Source organism: Cytobacillus oceanisediminis 2691, assembly GCF_007678455.1.
In the GTDB taxonomy this organism is placed as follows: domain Bacteria; phylum Bacillota; class Bacilli; order Bacillales; family Cytobacillaceae; genus Mesobacillus; species Mesobacillus oceanisediminis_A.
Genome location: NZ_VEEP01000009.1, coordinates 76,486 through 88,982, shown reverse-complemented (window position 1 = coordinate 88,982; position 12,497 = coordinate 76,486). Strand labels below are relative to the sequence as shown.

Genomic DNA, 12,497 nt, shown 5'->3' with positions numbered 1-12,497 from the left:
TGATGAACGCCTTTATCCTTTAAAGCTGTTCAAAATCCACTCTCCAACAACTCCGCCTAAATAAACGCCGACAATTCCCAGTACACCTGCCAGCACTGGTGGTGCAGGGAGCGGAAGCTTGAGGAATTTAAATAAAATCCCAACGATCAAACCAGCAACCAGGCTCAATATTATTTCTCTCATGATTTCACCGCCTCTTATGGCATGATAGATTAAATCAATAGGTGAGCAGACGTCTGATCACTTAAAACAATATTATTTTAACATGACATAACTTAAATGAAAACGCTTTATTCTTTCTTTATTTTGAATAAAACGATTTTTTCTATTCTTATACTAAAATAGTGGTAAAATATAACTCTACATATTGACATCACGGAGGATTCAGATGGAAAAGCGAATAAAGCAGAATATCCTTACATTACAAGGATTTTATCTTTTTGTATTTTTCGGGATAGGAAGTCTCTTCCCCTTATTAAGTATATATTTAACCGAAGTGGAAAAATTGAATGGCTATCAGATCGGATTAATCTTGTCTGTTGGTCCTGTGATCATGATTTTTTTTCAGCCATTCTGGGGAATGCTTGCCGATATGAAAAATTATCATAATCGACTGTTAACACTTACGACACTAGTAACCGGGATTGCTGCTTTTGGTTATCTCGTGTTTGACAAATTTTTATTATTCTTAATTGCTGCCACAATACTTGCCATTTTCCAAAGTGCAATAATTCCTTTATCAGATAGTATCTCCTTAAAATATACTAGCAAAGTTGGTGTGAATTATGGAAATGTCAGGTTATTCGGATCATTGGGATTTGGCCTGGCGGTTTTCGTAATGGGGAGATTGTCTGAATGGAACCCAGAGATTATTTTTTATGCGTTCTTCCTGACATTAGTGATAGCCGCGGCTTTTTCAGTGAAAATGCCAAAAGAATCCTCTGACAGGTCCAGAAGTCTCTTTTCCGGTATGAAGGATTTATTGCGGATGAAGAAGTTTTTAGTTTTCCTGGGTGTAACGTTCATGATTTTTGGACCAAATCTAGCGAATAATTTTTATTTCAGTCTGTTTGTTGAGGATAGAGGTGGGACATATACAGGGATTGGCATTGCATTTCTTATCGCGGTGCTATCCGAGATTCCATTCATGAGGGTTGCAGGCAGCTGGATCCGCAAATTGGGGCTTCTTCAGGTTGCTTTAATCGCATCTCTTGTATCATTGATCAGATGGATGTTTTATTTTACCGAGCCTGCATTGGGTCTTGTCTATGCATCCGCTGTCATACAGGGATTTTCACTTGGGTTATTCATTCCGGCAGGATTGCAATATATACGCGACATTACACCTCCATATGTCACAGCCACGGCAGTGACGATTTACTCAGCTGTCGGCAATGGGCTGGGTAACTGGTTCTTTACATTTATTGGAGGTATCCTTTTCGAGGAATTTAGCATTTATGTTGTATATTTGTTTTTTGCTGCTTTAACTTTAATTGGCGTTTTGCTGACAGTCTGGCTTTTACAAGAGCATAAAAAAACGTCAATGGAAACAGGCATTCAGTAATTTTTCACCCCTTCTTATATGAAGGGGTGTTTTGGTTTTTTAAACGAATGTCGGGGGTTATGCGCCGCAAGACAAGTGAATTGTGGAGTATGGTTTATGAATTAATGTCAAAAAATAACCTGAGAAAACGAAAGGAGGGATTACCCTGAAAAAAGATAAAAATAAAAGTACAGAAGTAGCTGGCCGTATGTACGAGACCGCGGATTACCAAAGGAATGATGAACTTTCAAATGGGCTTGCCATGACCCACGAACAAGCTAGCGACAGTTATGCAGAGGGAGAAGTAGGCGGGGACATTGAACGCACATCAGCTGCAACTGACGAGTTGAATAGAAGAGGCTACCAATAGGAAGACAGGGGGGATAAGAATGTCCGAAAAAGGTAAATTCCAATCGAACGATCTACAGTATAAAATGCCAGATGCATTAAAGAAAAAGAAAGACTTCGTGTATCGCGTAGGCTATACATCAAGTACGGGGAATCAGACGAATAACGAAAAGGAACCAATTAAAAGGTCTGACCTCTAAAAAACGTAATTGCTCAAAGATAAAAGCACATCCTTATCGGATGTGCTTTTATTGAAAGAGGATTTGTGCATTTAAAGTTTTCCGCGTCGTATCACTTTGTTGGGGGTAAGGGTGCCTTTCTTTAGATAAACAAATCCTCCTTCGAGTGCAGAGCCAATGACAAGTTTAGAAGATGCTGAAAGAACTTTCATGTTCGGACCCTCCTAATAGAAATTGGCTTGCATTTGTAAAATACCCTTTAAAAAGAGGATAAAACCCCGTTTGGGTCACAACGCATCGTAGGGATCTACGGCCTCGCTGCAAGCTTTTTCCGCTGCGGCCTGTGTAGCGAAAAGAGCATCATCATCTTCAATAACATGCAAGGTCTCGTTCAGGAAAAGAGCCAGGGCATTGGGGTCTTTGGGATGTTGAACGATCTCACCGGCCTTGATATTTGAAACAGAAGGTACATGGGGGTTACGGTAAATAACAAAAACTTCATCACCATTTTTCAAATTTTTCGGGTCGATTAAATCCAAGCAGATTCCCTCTTTTCATTTTTGTGGTAACAGATTCCTTTTTCCAAACATCCGAACTAGAGATTTTCATTCTGTTGTTTTATTTCATCTCCAGTAAAAAAAATATTCGCAGCTTCGATATCCCGATGCTCATCTACAGATCCTCCAGGCACAAACCTTTGATTCGGAGTATATGTGGCTTTAAGATTCTTTTTGCTGCTATCCTCTTTTTTATAGTCCATGATCTCACCCCCTGGTATATATAGTTTCTGTAATCGAATTTAGGTTATACCGAAAAAATGAACTTCAAGTTAGAATGAAAAAGTCACCAAATCGTCACGGATGTAAGGGTTTACATTTTATTCAGGGTGGTATACTAAGAGTGTAAGAAGAAAGCCATTAACATCTTAGGAGGCTCAACCAATTGTGTTCGTTCCGTAGTGAACGAAAAAAAGGTTTATTCCTAAAGTTAAGTTAGCTATCATCAGATTGCCAGCATCACCAGCTACAAGAGTTCAACCTTAATCTAGTTAGCCAATAATTGTTTTGATCTTTAATCAGTACAACCAACAGGGAAAGAGCGGAAATTCAGCCTATTCAATTCTGATACGCCGAAAAGAAGCTTTTTACCAAAAGAGGATCCGTTAAGTTGTAAGGATGCTTGGGGAATAACAGATTAAAGACAGATCAAGCAAGGAAAGGGCGAAACGTTAATTAAGTTCTGAATTCTTGAATGCAGCGAACCAGTGTAATGGTGAGTAGGGATGCATGTCTAAATGATGATTATAGCTAAAAACTTCTAAGGGAATAATGAGTCTCTCGGTGATTATACCGAATCATGTGTTTGTTAAGGGTCAATCATAAAAGCTGGGTAAACCCTTTTATGATAGTAGAATCCTTAAATGCGGAACAAACACACATCGGCTATAGTAAGAGGATTTTACAACTCAATAGTTCCAAAAAAGTTTTGGGCTGATGCTGGTTGGGTCTCCTAAGATGTTAAAAAAGAAGCTCGTTTACGGGCTTCTTTTTTCTTTTGACCTGATATTATTCAATTCGCCAACCAAAAAGGCACCTTATAAACAAAAGGTGCCTTTGCTTCTTATTCCTCCTTTTTTGATAAGCAGCGATCACATTCCATCATGTAGGATTCTGCTTGCTCATGCATTCCTTCACCACATTCTGGACAAACCTTCTTTGGCAAGTTGCGAAAAAATTCAACCGGACTCATCATTAGTATTTCCTCCTTTTATAGTACAATTTATATTTTAATTAACCTGTTATAGTACAGTATAAACATAATTTCTGAATTTGTGTAGGCTTTTTTTAAAAAATTTTCAAAATTAGGTGTTTATACCTGTCTTTTCGAGGCAATAGCATAGGAAACTAACTGCAGAAGAATTTATGAAGTTGAAAAATATAGCTGTTATATTACAATGTTCGTTTAAGTCAATAGATAAAAGTGACAGGTTTATTACAAATTATTTAATAACCCCTTTTATTCTTACCATTTTTAACATACAATCGATATGAAACTTTAAGTGAGGAATGATGCTAAATGGATAATCTAGAATTATCCTTCAATCCAATTTTATTGCTGGTTGCGATTTTATTGACAATCATGTCATCATATACAGCACTGGACTTATTCAGTCTAATTAAATCTTCTGATCGGAATAAAAGGTTTTTGTTTCTGGGTGGGACTTTTTCACTTGGAATCGGAATCTGGGTAATGAATTTCTTTGGAATGCTTGCATTGAATCTCAATGTCAATATTTCTTATCGTATTCCGATTACCATCTTATCTATCATTCTGGTTATTTCTTTTACTGCGATGGCATTTTACACAATGACTGGAAAGAATGTTAAAAAGGGCGATCTACTGGTCGGCAGTTTATTCATGGTCCTGGCAGTTATGTCTGTCCACCTTCTGGGAATGTATTCAATGAGGCTGCACTTTACTTATCAGCCTGCGATTCTCCTTGTAGGATTAGCACTCGTATTCGTTTCATTTTACTTTTCATTCTGGATGCTTTTCTTCTCTAAAAATTTCACTCAGGGTTCGCATGGCTGGATTAAGCCTTTAAGTGCCCTGTTCGTGACAGCTGCTATTGTTGAGGGTCACTTTCTTTTAACCAGAGCTTCTATGATCAATCTGAATAATGGTTTAATTGAACAAAGTGGCATACCAGAGTCCTTGATCAGTTACCTGATAGCGTTTATTTCCATCGTTATTCTTGCAGGCTTAATTGGCTCCAGTGCATTGATCAGTAAAAGGCTTGCCGTTACTGACACAAATTTAAAGGATATTACGGACGCCCTTAATATTTCAGCGATTGTTGCCATTACAGATCCTAAAGGCAATATAACTTATGTAAACGAAAAGTTTGTTGAGATATCTGGATACAGTGAAGCCGAGTTGTTGGGGCAAAACCACTCTCTACTTAATTCTGGCCTTCATTCTAAAGACTTTTTCAAAGAAATGTGGAGAACAATAGGGGCAGGTAAAGTGTGGAAGGCTGAAATCCGCAATAAAGCGAAAGATGGTTCTTATTATTGGGTTGATACGACGATTGTTCCGTTCTTGAACAGTAAAGCAAGACCTTATCAATATGTCTCGATACGTTCAGACATAACACAGAGAAAGCAGGCGGAAGCCAGCCTCAAAGAAACTTTGAAAGAAGTCAGTGATATAAATTTTGCCTTGGATCAATCTTCGATTGTTGCTTTTACAGATGAAAAAGGGATCATAAAAAATGTAAATGACAAGTTTTGTGAAATCTCCAAGTATAGCAGAGAAGAATTGATTGGAAACGACCACAGAATTTTGAATTCTGGATTGCATTCTAAAGAGTTTTTTAAAAATCTTTGGAGAACGATTGGTTCAGGACAGGTGTGGAAAGGTGAAATTCGTAATCGGGCGAAGGATGGCTCCTTTTATTGGGTTGATACGACGATTGTTCCGTTTTTGAATGAAAACGGTAAGCCGTATCAATACCTTGCCATCAGGAATGATATTACTGAGAAGAAAAAATCAGAGGAAATGCTGCACCGTCAGGATAAGCTTGCCGCGGTCGGGCAGCTTGCCGCTGGTGTGGCCCATGAAATCAGGAATCCGCTTACTTCAATGAAAGGGTATGCCGAATTCCTCCAGCTCGACGAAACAGACCCACAGCGTCAGGAGTTTATCGAAATCATCCTTGATGAGATTGATCGAGTCAATAATATTGTAGAAGAGTTCATGGTCCTTGCTAAACCGAAGGCGGTTGAACTTGAGGAAAAGAACATCATCCCTATTGTCAATAATGTCGTTTCAATGCTTAAATTTGAAGCGAGAAAGAGAAATGTTAAATTGGAATTTGATGCTCCCGAAGAAATTATCCAGATTGAGTGTGATGAAAATCGGCTCAAGCAAGTCTTCCTGAATTTCATTAAAAATGGAATCGAAGCCATGCCCGAGGGTGGAGATTTAAAAGTTAAAACTGAAATTCAGGATGACAATGTTTTGATATCCATCAAGGATACAGGGGTAGGAATTCCGCCGGATACACTCAAGAAGATTGGTGAACCTTTCTATACTACCAAGAAAAACGGAAATGGGCTTGGCCTTATGGTAAGCTTTAAAATCATAGAGAGCCATAATGGCAGGGTATATATTGAAAGCGAGCAGAACAAAGGAACAACCTTCAAGATTGTCCTGCCCGCTAAAATTGCATAAGAATGGAACAAAGGCAGGAATTATCCTGCCTTTTTCTATTGTCTAAATCGAATATAACTCGAACTTGTATTCCATGCTGCAAGTCAGGGTCAATTTTTGTCGAGAAAATGTTGGTAATATGACAAAAAAATCTCTTTGAATTATCACATCGTCACAAAAATTTAGACTAATATGAATATAGGGGTTTGTATAAAAAGATAACGGAGGGGATACCATGTCATCGATAAGCCAGGTGAAAACTGTTTGTGGTTATTGTGGAACAGGCTGTGGGCTGATTTTGGAAGTGGAAGATAATAAGATTGTAAAAATCAGAGGGGATAAGGAAGCTCCTGTTAATAAAGGGCAGACATGTGTGAAAGGGGCCTTTGCCTATCAATATGTCCATGCGCCGAAAAGATTGAATACTCCATTGATCAGAAAGGCGGGCAAGCTTGTTAAAGCAACATGGGATGAAGCCTATGAGTATATTGCTAGCCATTTAACTTCTATTAAGAAAGATTTTGGGCCAGAAGCAATTTCAATGTTTGCTTGTGCCAGGACTACAAATGAGTCCAATTATGTTACCCAAAAGTTTATGAGAACAGCCATTGGCAGCAATAATATTGATGGCTGCAACCGAACCTGACACGCTCCTAGTGTCGCCGGTCTGGCGACTGTTTTTGGAAGCGGTTTCCCAACCAATACTTTAGAAGATATCGATGATGCCGAGGTTTTATTGCTGATGGGTTCAAATACGACCGAAGCTCATCCGATCATTGGAAATAGAATGAAGAAGGCGGCCAAGAGTGGACTTAAAATCGTGGTTATTGACCCGAGAAGGATTGATATGGTCAAATCCGCGCATAAACATTTGCAAATTAATCTGGGCACAGACATCGCACTGATCAATGCCATGATCAGAATCATCATAACCGAGAAATTATATGACCCGGGATTCATCGGCAAGAATACCGAAGACTTTGATTCCCTGCTGGCAAAGGTTGACCGATACACCCCGGAATATTCAGCAGAAATCACGGGACTGGCCGCAGAAGACATCATCGAGGTGGCACGCCTGTATGCAGCGTCAAATCGTTCGATGATTGCCTATACACTGGGTATCACTGAGCATCACTGTGGCGTGAACAATGTATTCGACATCGCTAACCTTGCCTTGCTCACCGGACATATTGGAAAGAAGGGGTCAGGCATTATGCCGTTACGGGGACAAAATAACGTCCAGGGTGCCGGAGATATGGGGTGCCTGCCTAACCAGCTTACAGGTGCAATCAGTTTACTTGATCATGACTACCGTTCACGATTCGAGAAAGCATGGAATACGGAAATCAGTCAAAAAGTAGGTGATACCCAAACAAGGACCTTTGACAAAATTGAGACTGGTGAGATCAAAGCTCTATATTGCATTGGTGAGAATCCATTGGTGGCAGATGTCCACATGAACCATACCAGGAAGTTACTGGAGAATCTCGATTTATTGATTGTTCAGGATATCTTCATGACAGAAACGGCTGAAATGGCTGATGTTGTGCTTCCTGCGAAATCATGGGGAGAGGTTGATGGCACTTATACGAACACTGATCGCAGGATTCAGCGGGTTCGCACCGCTGTAACCTCACAGCCTGGGGTGAAAGAGGATTGGGAAATCCTATGTGAGCTGTCTTCTAAGATGGGCTATCAGATGAGTTATAACTCCAGTAAGGAGATATGGGACGAAGTCAGGGAACTTGCCTGGGAGATGTATGGTGGAATTTCATACGAACGGCTGGAAAAGGAATATGGGATACATTATCCGTGCCCAGACGATAATCATCCGGGTACAAAAATCATGCATGAGAGGTTCCATGCTGAAAAGGAAAACACCAAACGCTCCAGCTTCGTGCCTGTCGAATTCACGCCGCCGCTTGAAAGTCCGGATGAGCAATATCCCTTCACACTGACAACCGGCAGACGTTATGAATCGTATAATACCCATACTCAAACTCGCCATTACGCGCCAGGTGTCAAAATAAAGCAAACAGAAGAAACATTGGATATACACCCTGAAGATGCTTTGCGGCTAAAAATAACTGATGGTGAACTTGTCAGGGTAAGTTCCCGACGGGGTACACTCGATGTTAAAGTGAAAATAACGGAACAAGTGGTTCCTGGACTTGTGTTCATGAGCTTCCACTGGTCGGAGGTGCCGACGAACGTCCTTACTCTGAATGAATTTGATCCAATTTCCGGGACAGCAGAATTCAAAGCATGTGCAGTTAAGATTGAAAGAATCGCTTAAAAGAGCAAAAATCCCATTTCTATGGGATTTTTGCTTTTTTTAATAGAAAGGTTAATTGTTTTATCGCCAATGGTCAGATTTTTAGCTTAAATACTTCAGTATCATTCTTTTTTTTTAAAAGTTTAATGTCATGAACAGCGGTTATCTGCTCAAAAAATAAAAACAAACTTCAAGGGCAAAAATGGTTATATAGGAAAAAGATAGAATAATTTACAAAATAACTAGAAAACCTTGATAAAAAGGAATCATATTATTTGAATATTCAGATAATATGACATGTTCTCGTTATAATTCTGTTATTCTCGTAATTCAATTTAAATGTGCTTGTTCTTTTTCTCCGGAAATTCTATGTTACGATAATTCACGTGATAAAAATTAGCCGATGGGAGGCAAACAAATGAAAAAGTCATTATTATCTTTGGTTGCAGCAGCGGCAATTTCTGGAGCTGCCGGCACACAAGCACAGGCAGAGGAAATCGTCGTACATAAGGGGGATACACTTTGGGGTCTTTCTAAAGAATACGGCGTGTCAGTAGATTCATTAAAAAAATGGAATAAGCTTTCAAATGATGTAATCCACCCAAATGATTTATTAGAAGTATCTCCTATTAAATATGCACAGGTGAGAAAAGGGGATACACTTTGGAAAATTTCCAAAGCATATGGAGTTACCGTAGATGAACTGAAAAATTGGAATAAATTATCTTCTGACTTGATCCATCCAGGAATGAAGCTGGCAGTTTATACGGATATGCCTGCTGGAATGAAAGCAGAAAAAACTTCTGCCAAAAAGGAGGCAGCTACACCGGTGGCTACACCTGTATCTGCACCAGCAGAAAAAACAACAACTGCAGCCAAGCCTGCAGCTGCAACGAAACAAATAACTGTTGAATCGACAGCTTATACAGCAAATTGCACTGGATGTTCAGGGATTACTAAGACAGGAGTCAACCTGAAGACAAATCCTGATGCAAAAGTGATTGCTGTTGATCCTTCTGTCATCCCGCTGGGCTCTAAAGTTTATGTTGAAGGCTATGGATATGCCACAGCCGAAGATACCGGCGGTGCGATCAAGGGAAACCGGATTGATGTATTTATCCCTACACAAGAGGGAGCGCTTGAGTGGGGCAGAAAACAAGTAAATGTGACAATTCTTGATTAATATATAGTACAGATGAGCATTGGCATTGCCAATGCTCTTTTTTTATTTTTCCTGATTATTTTCTTTTTTAAACATTTTACCTCTGATTATTTTCTTTTGGGTGATATTTGGCACAATAAGGCTTAAAAGAAAATGTGTGAACTTTGAATACTGGTTTTCAAGCTTTTCAATAATTTCATTAGCTTTGGTTGACAATGAAGATTTTATTTCACCTAATTGATCTGAAATTCCTTCGCCCACAGCATCCTGTTTGCCAAGTTGTTCCATGACCGTTTCGTGGAAAATCCCTTGCAAATCAATGTGTTTTGCAATCATATCCTGCAGTTCTTCCTGCTTTTGTGCTTGAATGACAAGAGCTTTGGTGACATCCTCATACTCGAGCAGTTTTCTGTTTAAATCGATAATCATTGATTGCTGGCAGGCAAGCTGGTCCAATATGGCCTGACTTGTCAGTTCCTTGTTTAAAAGTGTTTTTGAAAACTGTTCATGCATTTCTTCAAGTTTAATCAATTTATCGTCCAGGTCAGAAGCCGATTCCTTTTGTTCGTATATATTCTCGATAACTTTCTCAGATAGGTTTTCCTGCTTTGCCAGTGAGGAAACCAGTGCATTAAAGTGTTTAATTTGTTCCTGTCTGTTCTGTTCAAGGGAGTTGTCAAATTTCATGACACTTCCAGACAACTCATGGTTTAACTTTCGCTGTTCATTCAACAACTCATGCAGGTAATTTAAGCGAAACTTTTCCTGATTTTCTGGATTTTCAACCTCCTTATTTTTGCTGAAAACCTGTGGGGAGACAAATCCATTGACAAATAAAGGCATAGGCATCACTCCAAATAATAAGTTTTCCTACATACTATGAGTTAGGCCATAAAATTGGTACTTGCGGGAGATAACACTTATTACCGTTAATGAAATAAAGCCAAATGCAGCAAGCTAATAAAAACCGTTACTAGGAAAGGGGCAGCAAATATGCTAACAAACGGGCAGTTGAGGGAATTCCAGGCAGATCTACTCAAAAACAAAAATGATCTTGAAGCCAATCTGGATGCTAACGATCATTTCGATTTAAGAAGTGGCCATGCCCACGAATCAACTGGAGAGCTTTCAAGCTACGATAACCATCCGGGAGATGAGGGGACAGAGTTATATGAACGCGAGAAAGATATTGCACTTAACGAGCATGTTGAATATCAACTCAAGAATATCGATCTTGCATTGCAGGCAATCGAGAGAGGAAGCTATGGAAAATGTGAGGTATGTGGAAAGGACATTCCATATGACCGTCTAAAAGCGGTGCCTGAAACGAGGTTTTGCATTGAACACACTCCAGACAGGACCGTATCACATAACCGCCCAATTGAAGAGGGGGTATTGATGCCGCCATTCGGTAAGTTCGATTTGGATAATAAAGATGAAAATGTTGCATTTGATGCAGAGGATTCTTGGCAGGCAGTAGCAAGTTGGGGCACTTCAGAAAGTCCCTCGGATTTCGTGAAACCACAGGATCATTATAATGACACGTATATTGAATCCGAAGAGAATATTGGATATGTCGAGGATTTCGAAAACTTTGTCGGCAACGATATTACCGGTAAAGAAATAACTATTTATCCAAATAAACAGCACGAAAAGTATGAAGAGGAGCTGGACAGGGAAGGGATTATGACATCCTTTGGAGACTTGCCTGCATTCGAACATGACCCATATGTTGAAGATGATAAGTAGATTTTTAAAAAGACCAGGGATGGTCTTTTTTATTTTACCGATATTTTAATCAGGATTAAAACTCCTGAAGTCGGGGAAAAGACAAGCATATTGCAATGGAGAAATGAGGTGCGTTTAGTGAAAGAGAAATTTAAGCACTATGGGAAAAGTTTGCTGGGAGAGCTGAAAAAAGACCGTGCAACTGGACTTGCTGCCCAGCAAGCATATTATTATATGCTGGCATTGTTTCCGATGATGATTTTGTTGATTGCCATCGTCCCTTACTTGAATATCGATCCACAAAAGGCAATCAATGTTGTCAATCAGTTATTGCCGGAAGAGTCTGCGCAATTATTGAGAGATAATGTGGTGAAACTTGTAAGTGAGCGAAATGGCGGACTTTTGACCTTCGGGATCATCGGGACAATCTGGTCAGCTTCAAACGGTATGAACGCCTTTATGAAAGCAATGAATATTGCCTATGATGTAAAGGAAACAAGATCTTTCATCAAAGCGAGGCTTGTCTCAATTTTTCTTACGATTGGTTTGATTCTGGCTTTTGTCATTGCGTTATTGCTCCCGGTATTCGGCAATGTCATCCTGGAAACGATACAAACAATCATCCCAATTCCTGAACCATATGATATTATCTTCAATGTGATCAGGTGGGTCATCGGGATTGTGGTCATGGTGGCAGTATTGACTGGTTTGTACCGAATCGCCCCAAACAAGCATTATCCTTTCAAACACGTCCTGCCTGGGGCAATTTTTGCCACTATTGTCTGGCAGTTGATTTCGCTGGGATTTTCATTTTATGTCAGCAATTTCGGCAATTACTCAGCCACATACGGAAGTCTTGGCGGCGTAATTGTGTTGATGCTATGGTTGTTCCTGACAGGGTTGGCGCTTGTGCTCGGCGGTGAAATCAATGCAATTTACCATCGGGAAAAGACGGGCGAAGAAGCAATTGATGAGGAACATACAGCTTCAGCCAACGGTTAAAAACAGCAGGATTCATTCCTGCTGTTTTTTCGTTTTCGGGAGAAG

13 protein-coding genes are annotated in these 12,497 nt (G+C 39.7%); 8 read left to right on the top strand and 5 right to left on the bottom strand.

Features of this window, described 5'->3' with window-relative positions:
• Positions 1 to 12: 12 nt before the first annotated feature.
• Positions 13 to 183, bottom strand: coding sequence for a XapX domain-containing protein (locus tag FS736_RS17585; protein WP_144479672.1), 171 nt, complete (start codon positions 181 to 183; stop codon positions 13 to 15).
• 205 nt (positions 184 to 388) lie between these two features.
• Between FS736_RS17585 and FS736_RS17580 the strand changes: the two genes are divergently transcribed.
• The 3 genes from FS736_RS17580 (at position 389) to FS736_RS24410 (ending at position 2,091) form a co-directional block, all read left to right on the top strand.
• Entirely contained in the window at positions 389 to 1,564 is a 1,176-nt protein-coding gene (locus FS736_RS17580; protein ID WP_144479670.1) for an MFS transporter, read from the top strand.
• A 139-nt stretch (positions 1,565 to 1,703) separates the two neighbouring features.
• Complete coding sequence (locus FS736_RS17575; protein WP_313959736.1) at positions 1,704 to 1,913, top strand: YozQ family protein; 210 nt, start codon at positions 1,704 to 1,706, stop codon at positions 1,911 to 1,913.
• Between the two features lie 19 nt (positions 1,914 to 1,932).
• Positions 1,933 to 2,091: a hypothetical protein gene (locus tag FS736_RS24410; RefSeq protein ID WP_186326833.1), complete on the top strand. Its 159-nt coding sequence runs from the start codon at positions 1,933 to 1,935 to the stop codon at positions 2,089 to 2,091.
• A gap of 266 nt (positions 2,092 to 2,357) precedes the next feature.
• Here FS736_RS24410 and FS736_RS17570 read toward each other — a convergent pair whose 3' ends face one another.
• The 3 genes from FS736_RS17570 to yhfH form a co-directional block, all read right to left on the bottom strand.
• A complete protein-coding gene (locus FS736_RS17570; RefSeq protein ID WP_144479666.1) occupies positions 2,358 to 2,609 on the bottom strand; it encodes a transcriptional regulator SplA domain-containing protein in 252 nt (83 codons plus the stop codon).
• 56 nt (positions 2,610 to 2,665) lie between these two features.
• Positions 2,666 to 2,830, bottom strand: a complete 165-nt coding sequence (locus FS736_RS24405; RefSeq protein WP_186326832.1) for a hypothetical protein — start codon at positions 2,828 to 2,830, stop codon at positions 2,666 to 2,668.
• An 860-nt stretch (positions 2,831 to 3,690) separates the two neighbouring features.
• A complete protein-coding gene (gene yhfH / locus FS736_RS17565; protein WP_285847893.1) occupies positions 3,691 to 3,822 on the bottom strand; it encodes a protein YhfH in 132 nt (43 codons plus the stop codon).
• Positions 3,823 to 4,146: 324 nt separating this feature from the next.
• On the opposite strand from yhfH, the gene FS736_RS17560 reads away from it, so the two are divergent.
• The 3 genes from FS736_RS17560 to FS736_RS17545 all read left to right on the top strand — a co-directional run bounded on the left by FS736_RS17560 (position 4,147) and on the right by FS736_RS17545 (position 9,743).
• Positions 4,147 to 6,306 carry a PAS domain S-box protein gene (locus tag FS736_RS17560; RefSeq protein WP_144479662.1) on the top strand — a complete coding sequence of 720 codons (2,160 nt, stop codon included), beginning with the start codon at positions 4,147 to 4,149 and terminating at the stop codon, positions 6,304 to 6,306.
• Between the two features lie 214 nt (positions 6,307 to 6,520).
• Positions 6,521 to 8,581, top strand: coding sequence for a formate dehydrogenase subunit alpha (gene fdhF / locus FS736_RS17550; protein WP_260983639.1), 2,061 nt, complete (start codon positions 6,521 to 6,523; stop codon positions 8,579 to 8,581).
• 397 nt (positions 8,582 to 8,978) lie between these two features.
• Positions 8,979 to 9,743 (top strand): 3D domain-containing protein, encoded by a 765-nt coding sequence (locus FS736_RS17545; RefSeq protein ID WP_144479656.1) that lies wholly within the window; start codon positions 8,979 to 8,981, stop codon positions 9,741 to 9,743.
• Between the two features lie 42 nt (positions 9,744 to 9,785).
• Here the strand turns inward: FS736_RS17545 and FS736_RS17540 are convergent, their stop codons facing one another.
• Positions 9,786 to 10,565, bottom strand: a complete 780-nt coding sequence (locus FS736_RS17540) for a hypothetical protein (RefSeq protein WP_144479653.1) — start codon at positions 10,563 to 10,565, stop codon at positions 9,786 to 9,788.
• 150 nt (positions 10,566 to 10,715) lie between these two features.
• Here FS736_RS17540 and FS736_RS17535 point away from each other — a divergent pair, with 150 nt between their 5' ends.
• Entirely contained in the window at positions 10,716 to 11,471 is a 756-nt protein-coding gene (locus tag FS736_RS17535) for a TraR/DksA C4-type zinc finger protein (protein ID WP_144479651.1), read from the top strand.
• Positions 11,472 to 11,588: 117 nt separating this feature from the next.
• Entirely contained in the window at positions 11,589 to 12,452 is an 864-nt protein-coding gene (locus tag FS736_RS17530; protein ID WP_144479649.1) for a YihY/virulence factor BrkB family protein, read from the top strand.
• The last annotated feature ends 45 nt before the right edge of the window (positions 12,453 to 12,497 follow it).

Coding starts and splice junctions, on each gene's coding strand:
- FS736_RS17535 (WP_144479651.1), top strand. CDS start 10,716: ATGCTAACAAACGGGCAGTTGAGGGAATTCCAGGCAGATCTACTCAAA.
- FS736_RS17560 (WP_144479662.1), top strand. CDS start 4,147: ATGGATAATCTAGAATTATCCTTCAATCCAATTTTATTGCTGGTTGCG.
- FS736_RS17540 (WP_144479653.1), bottom strand. CDS start 10,565: ATGCCTTTATTTGTCAATGGATTTGTCTCCCCACAGGTTTTCAGCAAA.
- FS736_RS17545 (WP_144479656.1), top strand. CDS start 8,979: ATGAAAAAGTCATTATTATCTTTGGTTGCAGCAGCGGCAATTTCTGGA.
- FS736_RS17580 (WP_144479670.1), top strand. CDS start 389: ATGGAAAAGCGAATAAAGCAGAATATCCTTACATTACAAGGATTTTAT.
- FS736_RS24410 (WP_186326833.1), top strand. CDS start 1,933: ATGTCCGAAAAAGGTAAATTCCAATCGAACGATCTACAGTATAAAATG.
- FS736_RS24405 (WP_186326832.1), bottom strand. CDS start 2,830: ATGGACTATAAAAAAGAGGATAGCAGCAAAAAGAATCTTAAAGCCACA.
- FS736_RS17585 (WP_144479672.1), bottom strand. CDS start 183: ATGAGAGAAATAATATTGAGCCTGGTTGCTGGTTTGATCGTTGGGATT.
- yhfH (WP_285847893.1), bottom strand. CDS start 3,822: ATGATGAGTCCGGTTGAATTTTTTCGCAACTTGCCAAAGAAGGTTTGT.